Origin of the sequence: Pseudomonas sp. FP215, assembly GCF_030687795.1 — a bacterium.
GTDB lineage: Bacteria > Pseudomonadota > Gammaproteobacteria > Pseudomonadales > Pseudomonadaceae > Aquipseudomonas > Aquipseudomonas salmasensis.
Window position 1 is genome coordinate 2,480,093 of the sequence record NZ_CP117447.1, and the last position, 17,422, is coordinate 2,497,514.

At 62.0% G+C, this 17,422-nt stretch carries 7 protein-coding genes and 1 pseudogene; 4 read left to right on the plus strand and 4 right to left on the minus strand.

Annotated features, from left to right (window positions below; translation table 11 throughout):
- Window positions 1-4: 4 nt before the first annotated feature.
- Together PSH76_RS11475 and PSH76_RS11480 are read right to left on the minus strand one after the other, a co-directional pair.
- Entirely contained in the window at window positions 5-850 is an 846-nt protein-coding gene (locus PSH76_RS11475) for an ABC transporter permease (protein WP_032896776.1), read from the minus strand.
- Entirely contained in the window at window positions 847-1,875 is a 1,029-nt protein-coding gene (locus PSH76_RS11480) for an ABC transporter ATP-binding protein (RefSeq protein WP_098951092.1), read from the minus strand. Before PSH76_RS11480 ends, PSH76_RS11475 begins: the two co-directional genes overlap by 4 nt.
- Window positions 1,876-2,116: 241 nt before the next feature.
- On the opposite strand from PSH76_RS11480, the gene PSH76_RS11485 reads away from it, so the two are divergent.
- From PSH76_RS11485 to PSH76_RS11495, 3 genes are all read left to right on the plus strand, one after another.
- A complete protein-coding gene (locus PSH76_RS11485; protein ID WP_098951094.1) occupies window positions 2,117-2,947 on the plus strand; it encodes an IclR family transcriptional regulator in 831 nt (276 codons plus the stop codon).
- Window positions 2,948-3,027: 80 nt separating this feature from the next.
- Window positions 3,028-4,383 (plus strand): MATE family efflux transporter, encoded by a 1,356-nt coding sequence (locus tag PSH76_RS11490; RefSeq protein ID WP_032896782.1) that lies wholly within the window; start codon window positions 3,028-3,030, stop codon window positions 4,381-4,383.
- Between the two features lie 41 nt (window positions 4,384-4,424).
- Window positions 4,425-5,597 (plus strand): MFS transporter, encoded by a 1,173-nt coding sequence (locus PSH76_RS11495; RefSeq protein WP_305494101.1) that lies wholly within the window; start codon window positions 4,425-4,427, stop codon window positions 5,595-5,597.
- Here PSH76_RS11495 and PSH76_RS11500 read toward each other — a convergent pair whose 3' ends face one another.
- On the minus strand, window positions 5,598-5,963 hold the full coding sequence (locus PSH76_RS11500) for a type II toxin-antitoxin system HicB family antitoxin (RefSeq protein ID WP_014718824.1): 366 nt from the start codon (window positions 5,961-5,963) through the stop codon (window positions 5,598-5,600).
- Window positions 5,960-6,211, minus strand: a pseudogene (locus PSH76_RS11505) (type II toxin-antitoxin system HicA family toxin). Before PSH76_RS11505 ends, PSH76_RS11500 begins: the two are co-directional and overlap by 4 nt.
- A 210-nt stretch (window positions 6,212-6,421) precedes the next feature.
- Here PSH76_RS11505 and PSH76_RS11510 point away from each other — a divergent pair.
- Window positions 6,422-17,419 (plus strand): non-ribosomal peptide synthetase, encoded by a 10,998-nt coding sequence (locus PSH76_RS11510; RefSeq protein WP_305494102.1) that lies wholly within the window; start codon window positions 6,422-6,424, stop codon window positions 17,417-17,419.
- Window positions 17,420-17,422: the final 3 nt, after the last annotated feature.

Below are 17,422 nucleotides of genomic sequence, written 5' to 3' on the forward strand. Positions count from 1 at the left end.
GCGCTTAAACCCCCAGGGACTTTTTGTAGCGGCCTTCGACCATGCGGTTCCAGCTCAGCATGATCAGCAGATTGACCAACAGCAGCGCCACCGCGAGGGTCGCGCCCATGGGCCAGTTGAGTTCCGAGAGGTACTGGTCGTACACCACGGTGGCGACCATCTTCAGGCGCCGCCCACCCAGCAGGCCGGGGATCGCAAAGGAGCTGGCAGCCAAACCGAACACGATCAAGGTGCCGGACAGCACACCGGGCATCACTTGGGGCAATACGATCTTGCGCATCACCGTGGCCTGGCTGGCGCCCAGGGACAACGCTGCCTGTTCGGCCGACGGGTCAAGTTTTTGCAGCGAGGTCCACACCGGGATAATCATGAACGGCAGCATCACGTGCACCAACGCGATGATCACGGCGAAGGGCGTATACAGCAGCTTCATCGGACTGCCGCCGAGGGCCTGGATCATTTGGTTAATCAGCCCGTCGGCACCCAGCAGCAGGCTCCAGCCAAACGCACGCACCACTACCGAGATCAGCAGCGGCGTGAGGATCACGATCAGGAAGATCGAGCGCCACGGCGTGCCCATGCGGCTGAGAATGTAGGCCTCCGGCACGCCGATCACCACGCACAGCAGTGTCACCAGGGCGCTGATCCAGAAGGTGCGCCAGAAAATCTCGTAGAAGTAGGCGTCGCTCAACAGCGCCCAGTAATGGGCCAAGGTCCACTCATCGGCCTTTACGCCCACTTGGTAGTCGAACACATTGAACGACAGCACCAGGGTCAGGCCCAGCGGCATGATCAAAAGCCCGGCAAACAGCACCAGTGCAGGCAGCGAGAGCAGGTAGCCGCGACTCATGGGTGCACCTCATCGGCCGCCAGTACGCGCAGCAAATCGGCCTGCCATTGCAGGCCCACCACCGCGCCGTTAGCCAAGGGCGCGCTGCCGTCGTTACTGCGCACAACGGTGATTTCGCCCAGGGCGGTGTGGACGCGGTACAGCCATTGGCTGCCGAAAAAGTAGCGGTCCAGCACTGCGCCTTGCATGCGCCCGGTGCCCGCGGCCACCAGTTGGATTTTTTCCGGGCGCAGGCTCAGGGTCAGTTCACCTTTGCCACCGTCATGGCGCACTTGAGGGATGCCGAGCGCGTCGTAGTCGCCGGCCAGCAGGTTGGCCTTGCCGACGAAGTCCGAGATAAAGCGCGTGCGCGGGTGTTCATAGAGCTTGTAGGGCGCGTCGATCTGGGTCACGCGCCCGGCCTGCATCACCACCACGCGGTCGCTGATGGACAGGGCTTCGGCCTGGTCATGAGTCACCATCAAGGTGGTGATGCCCACCGCGCACTGGATACGCCGGATTTCAAACTGCATCTCTTCACGCAGGTTGGCGTCGAGGTTGGACAGCGGCTCATCGAGCAACAACACCGGCGGTTCGATCACCAGCGCACGGGCCAGGGCCACCCGCTGGCGCTGGCCACCGGACAGCTCGCGGGGGTAGCGCTCGGCATGTTGAGCCAGGCGTACCAGCTCCAGCACGCTGTTGACGCGGGTGGCGATGTCGGCCGCTGGCACCTTGCGCATCTTCAGGCCGAAGGCGACGTTGTCGCGCACGCTCATATGCGGGAACAGCGCGTAGCTCTGGAATACCACGCCCAGGCCACGGCTGGCGGGCTTGGCGTGGGTGATGTCGCGACCGTCGAGCAGGATCTGGCCACCGCTGACGTCGACGAAACCGGCGATCATTTGCAGGGTGGTGGTCTTGCCACAGCCTGAAGGGCCGAGCAGGGAAACGAATTCGCCTTGTTCCACCGCCAGATCAGTGGCGACCACCGCATCGACGGCGCCATAGCGTTTGCTCAAGGCCTTGAGTTGGAGAAATGCCATGTTTGCGTTCCACCTTTATTCAGTCGCGTCAAAAACGCGCTTTCTTGTTTTGGGCAGATGCGAAAAGTGGTGCCGGTGCGTTGGCGCTCGATCTCAAGTCGGCTGCCGGTTGTTGTTCATTTCGCCCCTGTGGACGCAGATTAGGACGAAGACTAGGATGGGCGGAAGATAGAATTTCACTCAGTGGACTACTATTTTAAGATTTATTCATTGAGCAGAATTATTAACGAGATTAGGTGTTATGGATTCCACTGAGCGGAATAACGACGGTAAGGATATCGGTGCGGGCAGCGTGTCCCGGTTGTTTGCCGTGCTGCGAGCGCTGGGGGAGGTACCGGAGGGTGGCGAGCGGGTTACCCAGCTCGCCCAACAGGTGGGCTTGTCCCAACCCACCACCCATCGCCTGCTGCGTAGCCTGATGGACGAAGGCATGGTTGAGCAGGATGCGCGCAGCAAACGCTATCGCCTGAGCCTGGAGTTCTTCGCGTTGGCGGCCAACGCAGGCAAGACCGGCAACCTGCGCGACTTGGTCCGCCCCAGCCTGTTGCGCCTGAGCGCTTCGCTGGGGGACTCGCTGTTCCTGCTGGCGCGCTCAGGCTTTGACGCCATTTGCCTGGACCGCAGCGAGGGTCCTTACCCGATCCGTACCTTCACCGGTGATATCGGCGGGCGCGTGGCCCTGGGCGTGGGGCAGGGCAGCCTGGCGATCCTGGCGTTTCTGCCGGAGGAAGAGCGCGAGACGGTGATCCGCTACAACCTGCCACGGCTCAAGGACTTCCACCTGTATGACGAAGTGCTGCTGCGCTCCGAAGTGGAGAACGTGCGCCACCTCGGTTACGCGGCACGCAACACTGGTGTGCTGGAAGGCATGGCGGGGCTGGCGGTGCCGATCCTCAACCGCGACGGGTATGCGGTCGCGGCGTTGAGCGTGGCGACCATCAGCGACCGCCTGGGGCCGAGCCGCCTGCCGATGGTGGTGGAGTTGCTCAAGCGCGAGGCGGCGGCCATCGGGCCGCGCCTCAATCCGTTTGATCCGACGTTGCGCAGGCCCTCGCAGACCTTTGGGGGTTAACCCGAGCCTTCACAACAGCATATTGGATCCAGTTACGGTATAACCCTGAGACGCTTTCGTCATTCGAGGCCCCGTTTTTCATGCAAAACCCTTTGCAACGTCCACTGTGGCAAATCTACCTGTTGTTCCTGGCACCGATGGTGCTGTCCAATTTCCTGCAAAGCTTTTCCGGTACCCTCAACGGCATTTACGTTGGGCAAATGCTGGGCACCCAGGCGCTGGCTGCGGTGTCGGGGATGTTTCCCATCGTGTTTTTCTTCATCGCTCTGGTGATCGGCCTGGGGGCGGGCGCCTCGGTACTGATCGGCCAGGCATGGGGCGCCCAGGAGACCGGGATGGTCAAGGCGATCACCGGTGCCACCCTGACCCTGGGCGCATTGGTGGGCCTGGTGGCCGCCGTGCTGGGCAGCCTGTTTGCGCGCCCGGCGTTGCAAGCGTTGGGCACCCCGGTGGACGTGCTCGACGACGCGGTGGGCTACGCCCAGATGATGATGTTGATCATGCCGTTGCTGCTGGTGTTCATCCTCTATACCCAACTGCTGCGCGGGGTCAGCGACACGATTTCGCCGCTCTTGGCATTGATGGTCTCCACCCTGGTGGGCTTGCTGCTGACGCCTGCGCTGATTCGCGGCTGGATCGGCCTGCCGCCCATGGGCATCCAGAGTGCGGTGTATGCCGGGCTGGTGGGTAACGCCTTGGCGATGCTGTTTTTGATCCTGCGCCTGCGCCACAAAAACCACGTGATGGCGCCAGACCGCGAGCTGCTTGCCGCCTTACGCCTGGACCGCGTCATTCTCGGCAAAGTCCTGCGCATCGGCCTGCCGACGGGCTTGCAGATGGTGGTGTTGTCGCTGTCGGAGCTGGTCATCCTGGCCTTGGTCAACGGCCACGGTTCCCAGGCCACGGCGGCCTATGGCGCGGTGACGCAGATCGTCAACTACGTGCAGTTCCCAGCGCTGTCGATCGCCATCACCGCCTCGATCCTCGGCGCCCAGGCGATTGGCGCCGGGCGCCTGGAGCGCATCGGGCCGATCCTGCGCACTGGGCTGGTGATCAACCTGTGCCTCACCGGTGGCTTGATCGTGCTCGGCTACGGGTTGTCCCACTGGTTGCTGGGCCTGTTCATCACCGACGACAGCGCACGGGTGCGGGCCGAACACCTGCTGCACATCATGCTCTGGAGCATTCTGGTATTCGGCTTCCAGGCGGTGATCGGCGGCATCATGCGCGCCAGCGGCGTGGTGCTGATGCCGGTAGCGATCTCGATCTTCTGTGTACTCTGCGTGGAACTGCCAATGGCCTATCTGTTCAACGCCCACTTCGGGTTGGAAGGGGTGTGGATGGCATTTCCGGTGACCTACCTGGCGATGCTGGTGTTGCAGATCGCCTATTACCGCTTGGTGTGGCGGCATAAGCAGATCAAGCGGTTGGTGTGATAAAAAGCTGCGCAACTTGAAGCAAAGAAGGCATTAACGTCATGGCGAACCCCTACGCCGAATTATTCCAGGCCCCCGGTGCCCGGGCCTTCGTGCTCGCCGGCATGCTGGCGCGTATGCCGATATCCATGACCGGCATCGGCCTGATCACCATGTTGTCCCAGGTGCATGGCGGCTATGGCCTGGCCGGTTCGGTGGCGGCGGTGTTTGCTTTGGCCACGGCGATTTGCGCGCCGCAAGTGTCGCGTTGGGTGGACCGCTACAGCCAGGGCAGGGTGCTGCCGATTGCCGCGCTGATTGGCGGCGGCGCGCTCTTGATGTTGCTGTTGTGTACGCGGTTGCAGGCACCGAATTGGACGCTGTTTCTGTTCGCCGCGCTGGCGGGCTGCATGCCCAATATGTCGGCCATGGTGCGGGCGCGCTGGACCGAGTTGTACCGTGGCCAGCCCAGGCTACAAACCGCGTTTGCCCTGGAGTCGGTACTCGATGAGGTGTGCTTCATCATCGGCCCACCCATTTCGGTGGGGTTGAGCGTGGCGGTGTTTCCAGAAGCCGGGCCCTTGGTAGCGGCGCTGTTGCTCGCGGTGGGCGTCACCACCTTTGTGCTGCAACGGCAAACCGAGCCTCCGGTACACGCGCATCAGGGGGCGCACGGTCGCTGGCTGATTGCTTCGCCGTCGGTATTGATCCTGATGATTCTGCTGCTGGCCATGGGCGTGATCGTCGGCGTGGTGGATGTGGTCAGCGTGGCCTTCGCCCAGTATCAGGGCCAGCCGGCGGCGGCGAGTATCGTGCTGTCGGTGTATGCCATTGGTTCGTGCCTGGCCGGGTTGGCCTTCGGTGCCCTCAAACTCAAGGCACCGTTGCCACGCCAGTTCCTGTACTGCGGCGTAGCCACGGCGTTGACCACCTTGCCCTTGCTGCTGGTGAGCAATATTCCCGGCTTGGCCGCTGCGATCTTTATCTCCGGGCTGTTCTTCGCGCCCACCTTGATTGTGTCGATGGCCATGGTGGAGCAGATCGTCCCGGCCAGCCGCCTGACCGAAGGCATGACCTGGCTGATCACCGGCCTGAGCATCGGCGTGGCCATTGGCGCCGCCAGTTCGGGGTGGATGATCGACCACTTTGGCGCCACCAGCGGGTTCTGGGTGGCGCTGGCGGCGGGGGCGGTGGTAGCGGGCTCGGCGGTGTTGGGTTACCGGCGGTTGGGCTAGTCAGCCAATCGTTGGGCATGGCTCTGGGTAATGATGCTGCAGAAACTCGTTCAGCGCCTGACGCGTGAGATCATTCAATGTCACTTTCTTACGGTTTGCCGCCAGGGCAGCGGCCAAATGCAAGTCATGCCCGACGCGTACGTTGAATGAACCTTTGCACGGTTTCTCCGGCGTGTGCCCCAGGCTCTGGCAGGTAGCGAGATAATCATCCACCGCGCCACGGAAGGCTGCGTCCAGTTCAGCCACAGTTTTGCCTTCATAGCTCACCAATGCCTTGATGAACAGGATTTTACCAAACAGGCAGTTGTCCTCGAGGCTGGCTTCGATGGAGCCGATGTAGCCTTTGTGTTTCAGTTGGTTGTTCACTGAATCAGTTCTCCTGATTTCAATTGTTCGATGATCTGGCGCCGAATGTAGTGTTTCAGTTCGTTGCCGGGGTGAGGCTTGTGCAGGGTGATCATTGCACTGGGGTCGCCAATGTCGAACTTGACCCGGCTTCCGGCCCCTTCAATCTGTGTGTATCCCAATCGGCGTAATAACGTGACGAGCTCAGACTAGGTAAATGCCATGTGCTCATTGAGCAGTTTGGCGAGCAGCTTTTCATTTTTGGACACGGCGTTCCCTGCGTGTAACTAAATGTAGTTGCAAAAAATGGTGTTCGTCAATCCTAGCTCAGGTTCGCGTTGCTTCCCGGGGATTGATGTAACCCCTGATGACAGCTCCCTCGGCGCCACCCATCCCCTCGCTAATTTTTCCCCGCCCGGTTCGTTTTATAGGGACGACGTGCCTTTGTGCTTCCCGCCTATTGCCCCGGATTCCAAGAAATGAATGCTGAAGACTCCTTGAAACTTGCTCGCCGGTTTATCGGGCTGCCCCTGGAAAAACGCCAATTGTTCCTGCAAGCCTTGCAGAAAGAAGGCGTGGATTTTTCAAGGTTTCCGATTCCGGCAGGGGTGGAGGTGGAGGACCGCCAGGCGCTGTCCTACGCACAGCAGCGCATGTGGTTTCTATGGCAATTGGACCCGGCCAGCGGCGCCTACAATTTGCCCGGCGCGGTGCGTTTAAGTGGCGTGTTGAGCCTGCCAGCGCTGGAGCAAGCGTTCGCCAGCCTGGTGGCGCGGCACGAAACCCTGCGCACAGTGTTCCAGCGTCAGGCCGATGAGCGGCTGGCGCAGGTGGCGGTGGAGCCGTCGGTGACCGTCGAGCACCTGGACTTCACCGCCTTGGCCGTCGACGCGCGGGAGCAGGCCGTCAACGCCGCCGCCACCCGTCAATCGCTGTTGCCGTTCGACCTGGAACATGGGCCACTGCTGCGCTTGCAACTGCTCAAGCTTGCCGAGCAGGAACACGTGCTGCTGCTGACCCTGCACCACATCGTCTCCGACGGTTGGTCGATGAACGTGCTGATCGACGAATTCATCCGTTGCTATGACGCCCATGAACGCAACGAAACGCCCCAACTGCCAGCGCTGCCCATCCAGTACAGCGACTACGCCCTGTGGCAGCGCCGCTGGCTGGAAGCGGGCGAGCAGGCGCGTCAGTTGGAGTACTGGCAGGCTCGCCTGGGTGATGTGCATCCGGTATTGGAACTGCCCACTGATCACCCACGCCCGGCCATGCCCAGCTACCAGGGCACACGGCATAACTTCGCGATTGAGCCGGCGCTGGCCGTGCAACTGCGCAGTTGCGCGCAAAAACACAACGTCACCCTGTTCATGCTGTTGCTCGGCGCCTTCAATGTGCTGCTGCACCGCTATACCGGCCAGGGCGATATCCGCGTCGGTGTGCCGATTGCCAATCGCAATCGAACCGAAGTCGAGGGGCTGATCGGTTTCTTCGTCAACACCCAGGTGTTGCGCACCGAACTGACCGGGCAAACGCGGGTTGCCGAGTTGCTGCAAGGTATCAAGGAGCATGCCCTGGGCGCCCAGGCCCATCAGGAGTTGCCCTTTGAACGTCTGGTTGAAGCGCTGAAAATCGAGCGCAGCCTGAGCCACACGCCGCTGTTTCAGGTGATGTATAACCATCAGCCGGTAGTCGCCGACATCGCCTCGGTCAGTACCGCATCGGGGCTGGAATTGGCCCTGGTGGAATGGCAAGGCCGCACCACCCAGTTCGACCTGACCCTGGACACCTACGAAAAGTCCGGCACCCTGCATGCCGCGCTGACCTACGCCAATGACTTGTTCGATACGCCCACCATCGAGCGCATGGCCCGGCATTGGACCCGCCTGCTGCAGGCGATGGTGCTCGATGGCGAACAGCGCATCGGCGAATTGCCCATGCTTGATGCGGATGAACAGCAACGGCTCGTTCACAGCTGGAACCAGACCGCCGAGACGTACCCGACCGAACGCGGCATTCATCACCTGATCGAAGACCAGGCGCGGCGCAGCCCTGATGCACCGGCGCTGGTGTTCGGTAGCACCACCTTGACCTACGCCCAACTGGATGCGCGCGCCAACCAGTTGGCCCATGCCTTGGGCGAGCAGGGCGTAGGGCCGGACGTGCTGGTGGGCATCTGCATCGAGCGCTCCATCGAGATGGTGGTTGGCCTGCTGGCGATTCTCAAGGCCGGTGGCGCCTACGTGCCCCTCGACCCTGAGTACCCCCAGGAACGCCTGGCCTACATGATCGAAGACAGCGGCATACAACTGCTGCTCAGCCAGCAGAGCCTGCTGGCGTCGCTGCCCGTCGCCGGTATCCAGGTGATTGCCCTGGACCAGCCGGCGCTATGGCTCGACGGCTACAGCAGCGAATTGCCGAATGTGGCCTTGCATGCCCTTAACCTGGCCTACGTGATCTACACCTCGGGCTCCACCGGCAAGCCCAAAGGCACCGGCAACAGCCATCGCGCCTTGGTCAACCGCTTGAGCTGGATGCAGCAGGCGTATGGCCTGGGTGCCAATGACGCGGTCTTGCAGAAAACCCCGTTCAGCTTCGACGTGTCGGTGTGGGAGTTCTTCTGGCCGCTGATGACCGGCGCACGCCTGGTGGTCGCGGCGCCTGGGGAGCACCGTGAACCGGCGCGCCTGATTGACACCATTGGCCGGCACGCCATCACCACCTTGCACTTTGTACCCTCGATGCTGCAGGCGTTTATCCATGAACCGGGCGTACAGGCGTGCGCAAGCCTCACGCGTATCGTCTGCAGCGGCGAAGCCTTGCCCCTGGATGCGCAACAGCAAGTGTTCGCCAAGTTGCCGACTGCGGCGCTGTACAACCTCTATGGCCCGACCGAGGCGGCCATCGACGTCACGCACTGGACCTGCATCGACGAAGGCGCCGACAGCGTGCCCATCGGCCGCCCGATCGCCAACCTCGGCACCTACGTGCTGGACGCGCAACTCAACCCGGTGCCGGCTGGCGTCAGCGGCGAACTCTACCTGGGCGGCGTTGGTCTGGCGCGCAGTTACCACCGACGCCCGGCGTTGACCGCCGAACGTTTTGTGTCTAGCCCGTTCGTGACGGGCGAACGCCTGTATCGCACCGGTGACCGCGTGCGCCAACGTGCCGATGGGGTGATCGAATACCTTGGCCGTCTCGATCATCAGGTCAAGTTGCGTGGCTTGCGTATCGAGCTGGGCGAAATCGAAGCACGCCTGATGCAGCATCCACACGTGCGCGAAGCCGTGGTGCTGGTACATGGCGGCAAGCAGTTGGTCGCCTATCTGGTGCACGCAGGCGAGGCGCCAACGGACCTCAAGGCCTGGTTGCTTAGCAGCTTGCCGGAATACATGGTGCCGACGCATTTCATTGCGCTGCCCAAGCTGCCGGTGACCGCCAACGGCAAGCTCGACCGCAAGGCGTTGCCAGTGCCGGACGCGGCATTGCAACAGGCGTTTGTGGCGCCACAAGGCGACCTGCAAACAGCCCTGGCCGCCATCTGGAGCGATGTGCTGGGCGTTGAGCAGGTCGGCCAGGACGATAACTTCTTCGAACTGGGCGGCGATTCGATCATCTCCATCCAGGTGGTCAGCCGCGCCCGTCAGGCCGGCATTCGCCTGAGCCCGCGTGACCTGTTCCAGTACCAGAGCATCCGCAGCCTGGCGCTGGCGGCCAGCTTCGAGCAGGTCAGCCTGATCGACCAGGGCCCGGTCAGCGGCGCGGTCATGCTGACGCCCGTGCAGCACAGCTTTTTCGACCAGCCGATCCCGGCGCGGCATTACTGGAATCAATCCTTGTTGCTGGTACCCGGCGAGATGCTTGAGCCGGCACGCCTGGAAGCAGCGCTGGCGCGATTGATCCAGCATCACGACGCCTTGCGCCTGCGTTTTGTGCAGCAGGCTGACGGCTGGCAGCAGAGCCATGCCGCCTACGTCAGCGAACCGCTGTTGTGGCAATGCCAGGCCAGCACCGACGCCGAGTTGACGGCGCTGTGTGATGAAGCCCAGCGCAGCCTTGACCTTGCCCAAGGCCCACTGTTGCGCGCCGTGTTGATGAGCATGGCCGATGGCAGCCAGCGTGTGCTGCTGGTGATCCATCATCTGGTGGTGGATGGCGTGTCCTGGCGCATCCTGCTTGAAGACCTGCAACAGGCCTACCGCGAACAGGCACTGCCGGCGAAAACCAGTGCCTACCAGCACTGGGCGCAACAGTTGCACAGCCACGCGCAGACCCTCGATGAGCAACTGCCGTACTGGCAAGCTCAGTCCGTCGACGCGGAACTGCCGTGTGATCACCCCGAAAGCGGCCTGCAAAACCGCCTGGGCGCCAAGCTGGAAACGCGCCTCGATGCCGAGCAAACCCGCCGCTTGCTGCAAGACGCACCAGCGGCCTATCGCACCCAGGTCAATGACCTGTTGCTGACCGCCCTGGCGCGGGTGATCAGCCGTTGGAGCGAGCAACCGGCTGCGCTAATCCAGCTGGAAGGTCACGGCCGTGAAGACCTGTTCGACGATATCGACCTGAGCCGCACCGTCGGCTGGTTCACCAGCTTGTACCCGGTGCGCCTGCACGCCGAAGGCGAACTGTCGGCGGCGATCAAGTCGGTGAAGGAGCAACTGCGCGCCGTACCGAACAAAGGCATTGGCTACGGCCTGTTACGTTACCTCGGCACGCCTGACACCCGCGAAGCGTTGTCGACCCTGGCCGCGCCGCGCATCACGTTCAACTACCTGGGCCAGTTCGACCGCCAGTTCAACGAATCGGCACTGTTCGTGCCGGCCAGCCAGGGCAGTGGCCAGGCCCAGGATCCAGAGGCACCGCTGGCCAACTGGTTGACGGTGGAAGGACAGGTCTATGGCGGTGAGCTGTCGCTGCAATGGGGGTTCAGTCGAGAGATGTTCGAGGCGGCGACTGTTCAGCGGCTGGCGGATGATTATCGGCAAGAGCTGCTGGCATTGATTGCGCATTGCATCGACCCGCAACAAGGCGCTCTCACTCCGGCCGATGTAGCCTTGGCCCGACTGACCCAACAGCAATTGGACGAGCTGGCGCTGCCCGCACGCCAGGTGCAAGACCTGTATCCGCTCTCGCCGATGCAGCAGGGCATGTTGTTCCATAGCCTCTATCGGCAGGGCGAGGGTGATATCTACGTCGGTCAACTGCGCGCCGATGTGCAGGGTATCGATGTGGCGCAGTTCCAGAGCGCCTGGGCGCAGGTACTGGCGCGGCATGACATGTTGCGCACTGCATTTGTGTGGCAGGACGACCAGGGGCAGGCCCTGCAAGTGGTGTATCGTCAGGTCAGCCTGCCGTTTACCGAATACGACTGGCGCGGGCGTGAAGACCTTGGCGCAGCATTGGATAGCCTGGCCACCGAACATCACCGCCAAGGCTTCGAACTGGCCCGGCCGCCATTATTGCGGGTGGCACTGGTTCGTAGCGCCGAAGATCGTTGGCACCTGATTTACACAAGCCACCACATCTTGATGGACGGCTGGAGTAACGCGCTGGTGCTCAACGAGGTACTGCAAGCCTGCAAGGGCCAGACCTTGCCGCCGGTTGGCGCGGCGTTTTCCCAGCACATTGCCTGGTTGCAGCAACAGGACCCGATGGCGGGGGAGAGGTTCTGGCGTCAACGCTTGGAGCAGCTGGACGAACCGACGCACCTTGCGCGCAGCGTGACCAGGACCGCAGTGCAGAGTGCCGGTGAATATGGGGAAGTTCACTGCGAACTGGATGAGGAACAGACCCGACGCATGGTCGCCTTCGCCCGAACTCATCAAGTAACGCTCAACACGCTCGTGCAATCAGCGTGGTTATTGTTGCTGCAACGCTATACCGGCCAGGCCAGCGTGGCCTGCGGGGTGACGGTATCGGGGCGGCCGGCGCAGTCGGTGGGCGTCGAGCAGCAGGTCGGCCTGTTCATCAACACCTTGCCGCTGATCGCGGCGGCCAATCCGGCGCAGAGTGTCATCGACTGGGTGAGCACGATACAGGCGCTTAACCTGCAAATGCGCGAGCATGAGCACACACCGCTGTTTGATATCCAGCGCTGGGCGGGTTCGGCCGGTGAAGCGCTGTTCGATACCTTGGTTGTGTTCGAAAACTTTCCGGTGGCCAAGAGTCTGCAGCAGTCGCACGAGGGCGGGCTACGCTTCAGCGGCGTCAGCCATCAGGAACGTACCAACTACCCACTGACTCTTACCGTACATGGCGGCCAGCGCTTGAACCTGCACGTGGAGTACCTGTGCGCGGATTTTGCCACCGATGCGGTGCAACACATCGCGGCGTACCTGCAAGGTCTGTTGCAGCAGTTTGTCGACTCCCCTCAGCAAGCCCTCGGCGCTATCCCTTTGCTGCTTGCCCATGAACATCTGCGTGTGGTCCATGACTGGAATCCGCGTCACGTCGCTCAACCGGCACAGGCCAGCGTGTTACAGCGCTTCGAGCAACAGGCGCAGCTTTATCCGGATAACGTCGCGCTGATCCTTGATCAGCGACGCATGACGTACGCCCAGCTCAACATGCGCAGCAATCGCCTCGCTCATCGGCTGATCGATTTGGGCGTCGCAGCCGACAGCTTAGTGGGTGTCGCGGTGGACCGTTCCCTGGAAATGATTATAGGCCTGCTGGCGGTGCTCAAGGCCGGCGGCGCCTATGTGCCACTGGATCCGAAATACCCGGCCGATCGCCTGCAATGCATGATCGAGGACAGCGGCCTGAAACTGCTGCTGACCCAGCAGCCACTGGTCGAAGGGTTACCGATCACCGACAACCTGGCGCTGGTTTGCCTGATCGACGCGCCCGGCTGGCTTGCTGACTACAGCGCGCAAAATCCGTCGCCGCGTGCCCAGCCCGGCAACCTGGCCTATGTGATGTTCACCTCAGGCTCTACCGGCCGGCCCAAAGGTGTGGGTATCGACCATGCTTCCCTGGCACGGCATGTGGAAGTGTTCAGTGAGTTGTTTGCACTGGCGCCTCATGATCGTGTGCTGCAATTTGGCACCTTCAATTTCGACGGTTTCGTCGAGCAGTTGTACCCGGCCTTGTGCTGTGGTGCAGCTGTAGTGGTACGTGGCGGCGAGCTATGGGACAGCGACACCTTCTACCAGCAGCTGCTTGACCACGACATTTCCGTGGTCGACCTGACCACCGCCTACTGGTTGCAACTGGTGCGCGATTTTGCCGAGCGGGGCCCGCGCGATTACGGGCGCTTGCGCCAATTGCACATTGGTGGCGAAGCGATGCCACCGGAAGGGCTGAATGCTTGGCGCGAAGCAGGCTTGCAGCCTGTGCGGCTGCTCAACACTTATGGTCCGACTGAGGCGACGGTGACCGTCACCGCGCTTGATTGCGCAACCTACGTGGAAGGGCGTGAAGCCTTGCCGTCGATGATGCCTATCGGGCGGGTGCTTGATGGGCGCGCCATCTACCTGCTGGACGCCAACCTCAATCCGGTGCCGGTGGGGGTCGCGGGCGAACTGGTGATCGGTGGGCCGTTGCTCGCGCGCGGCTATTTCAATCGCCCCGACCTGACGGCGCACCGTTTCATCCCCGATCCATTCTGCACCGGCGGGGCGGGGCGCCTTTACCGCACCGGCGACCTGGCACGCTACCGCGCCGATGGCATGATCGAGTACGTGGGGCGCATCGACCACCAGGTGAAAGTGCGTGGTTTCCGTATTGAATTAGGCGAAATTGAAGCGCGACTACTGGCCCAGGCCAGTGTGCGCGAAGCCTTGGTGATCGCCGCTGATAACCAGTTGGTGGGCTACATTGTGGCGAAACAGACGCTGTCCGAACCAGCGTGGGGCGCCTTGCGTGAACAGCTAAAGACTCGCCTTCGCAAGGAATTGCCGGACTACATGGTGCCCGCGCATCTGGTATTGCTCGATCGGTTGCCCCTGAGCCCCAACGGCAAACTGGACCGCGCTGCACTGCCCAAGCACGATGTCAGCCAGCCACTGGCCCACTGGATTGCACCGGTGAGTGTCGTGGAAAAGCAAGTCGCTGCGATCTGGGCGCAGGTACTGGGTTGCGAGCGGGTTGGTCTCAGTGATCACTTCTTCGAAATGGGCGGACACTCGCTGTTGGCGACGCAGGTTGTGTCCCGCGTGCGCCATGGCTTGGGTATCGAGGTGGCGCTCAAGACGTTGTTCGAGCAGCCGTTGCTGGCGGATTTCGTTACTGCCCTGGGCTACGAGAGTGACTCGGCACCCAAGATGACGGCGGTATCGCGTGACCAGCCCTTGCTGTTGTCCTATGCCCAGGAGCGTCAATGGTTCCTGTGGCAACTGGACCCGGCGAGCGCCGCCTATCATGTGCCGAGCACTCTGCGCCTCACCGGGCACCTGGACAAGGCCGCCTTGCAGCGCGCCTTCGATACGCTGGTGATGCGTCATGAAAGCCTGCGTACTCATCTGCATCAGGCCGCCGAGGGCACGGTACAAGTCATCAGCCCGCAGGCACGCATTCCGATAGCCTCAATGGACGCCGATCAGGCAGGGTTGAAGGCGATGGTCGAAGCGTTGATCACCCAGCCATTCGATCTACGCCAGGGCCCGCTGATGCGCATCAGCCTGTTGCGTTTGGCTCCAGAGGAACACGTGTTGGTGTTGGTGCAGCATCACGTCATCTCTGACGGCTGGTCGATGCAAATAATGGTCGACGAACTGGTGCAACTCTACGCCGCGTTCAGCCAAGGTCAGGCGTTGGACCTGCCGCCGCTGCCTTTCCAATATGCCGACTACGCGATGTGGCAACGCAACTGGATGGAGGCTGGGGAAAAGGCTCGTCAACTCGATTACTGGCGCGATCTGCTCGGCGGTGAGCAGCCAGTATTGGAGTTGCCGTTTGATCACCAGCGTCCAGCCGTGCCGACCCATCGCGGCGCACGTTTGAATATCGCGCTGCCGACGCCGTTGGTCGATAGCCTCAAGCACCTGGCCCGGTGCGAAGGCGTCACGCTGTTCATGCTGTTGCTGGCGTCCTATCAAGTCTTGCTGCATCGCTACAGCGGCCAGCAGGACATCCGTGTCGGCGTGCCGATCGCCAATCGCAACCGTGTCGAGACCGAACGCCTGCTTGGCTTTTTCGTCAACACCCAAGTACTCAAGGTGGATATCGACGGGCATGCCACCGTTCGCCAAGTGCTCGCACAGGTCAAGCAGCGCGCGTTGGAGGCCCAGGCCCATCAGGATCTGCCGTTCGAGCAACTGGTGCAGGCCCTGCAACCTGAACGCAGCCTCAGCCTGAGCCCATTGTTCCAGGTGGCGTTCAACCACCATATCAGCCTGTCCGGCCGCCATTTGCAGCGCTTGGCGCAGTTGCACATGAGCCCGGTGAGCTGGGATGAAGCGCTAGCGCAATTCGACCTGACCCTGGATATTGAGGAGTCCGAGGACCAGTTGAATGCTTCCCTGAGCTACGCCACAGACTTGTTTGATGCCGCCACCATCGAACGCATGGCACTGCACTGGCAAAACCTGTTGCAGGCAATGATTGCTGATCAGCAGCAGACAATTGGCCAGTTAAACTTGCTCGGTGCTGACGAGCAACAGCACATTCTGCAGCTTTGCAATCGTACCGACTCAGGCTTTTCGGCCCAGCGCCTGGTGCACGAGCTCGTGGCCGACCGTGCCCGCGAGAATCCGGCAGCAATTGCCGTGAAATTCGACGCGCAAACCCTGACTTATGGCGAGCTGGATCGCCAGGCCAACCGCCTGGCCCATGCCCTGGTTGCCCGTGGCGTCGGCCCGGAAGTGCGGGTGGCCATCGCGATGCCGCGCAGTGCCGAGAGCATGGTGGCGTTCCTGGCGGTGATGAAAGCCGGTGGCGTGTATGTGCCGCTGGATATCGAATACCCACGTGATCGCCTGCTGTACATGATGCAAGACAGTCGTGCGCAATTGCTGCTGACCCACAGCCGTGCGTTGCAGCAACTGCCGGTCCCTGAGGGCCTGGATACCCTGGCGATTGATCGCACCGAAGAATGGGCCGGTTACAGCGATACAGCGCCGAATGTGGCGCTGGACGGTGACAACCTCGCCTACGTGATCTACACCTCCGGTTCCACCGGCTTGCCCAAGGGCGTGGCGGTGTCCCACGGGCCGTTGGTGGCGCATATCATCGCCACTGGCGAGCGTTATGAAACCTCACCAAGCGATTGCGAACTGCACTTCATGTCGTTTGCCTTCGACGGCTCCCACGAAGGCTGGATGCACCCGCTGATCAACGGCGCCAGCGTGTTGATCCGTGATGACAGCCTATGGCTGCCGGAATACACCTACGAGCAGATGCATCGCCACAACGTGACCATGGCGGTGTTCCCGCCGGTGTACCTGCAACAGTTGGCCGAACACGCCGAGCGCGACGGCAACCCACCGCCGGTGCGGGTGTATTGCTTCGGTGGTGATGCCGTTGCTCAAGCCAGCTATGACCTGGCGTGGCGCGCGCTGAAACCCAAATACCTGTTCAACGGCTACGGCCCTACCGAAACCGTGGTTACGCCGCTGCTGTGGAAGGCCCGTAAAGGCGACCCCTGCGGCGCTGTCTATGCGCCCATCGGCACCTTGTTGGGCAACCGCAGTGGCTACGTGCTGGATGCGCAACTGAACCTGCAACCCATCGGCGTGGCCGGCGAGCTGTACCTGGGCGGTGAGGGCGTGGCCCGGGGTTACCTGGAGCGTCCGGCACTGACTGCCGAGCGTTTCGTACCGGACCCGTTCGGCAAGCCGGGCAGTCGCGTGTATCGCAGCGGCGACCTGACGCGTGGGCGTGCGGATGGCGTGGTGGATTACCTGGGGCGTGTTGACCATCAGGTGAAGGTCCGGGGCTTCCGTATCGAACTGGGGGAAATCGAGGCGCGTTTGCGTGAACAGGACAATGTCGGTGAAACCGTGGTGGTGGCTCAGGACGGCCCGACCGGTAAGCAATTGGTGGCTTATGTTGTACCGGTAGAGTCGGTGGGTGACGAAGCCGTATGGCGCGACGCCCTGCGCCGCGCTCTGAAAACACGCCTGCCGGATTACATGGTGCCAGCGTACTTCGTGTTCCTGGCGCAGATGCCACTCACGCCCAACGGCAAGCTCGACCGCCGTAGCCTGCCCGAGCCGGACGCAAGCCAACTGCAACAACACTACGTGGCGCCGCAAACCGAGCTTGAACAGCAGATTGCCGCGATCTGGGCCGACATCCTGCACCTGCCGCAAGTGGGCCTGAACGACAACTTCTTCGAAATCGGCGGCCACTCTTTGTTGGCTATCCAGATCACGTCCCGCGTCCAGGCCGAGCTGGGCTTGGAAGTGCCGCTGGTGGAAGTGTTCCAGACCGATTCCTTGCGCGCCTATGTCCAGGCTGCTGCCACTTTCCGCGCCGGCACCGCGGAAGACTTTGATGATCTTCGTGACTTTTTGAGCGAACTAGAGGCGATTTGAACC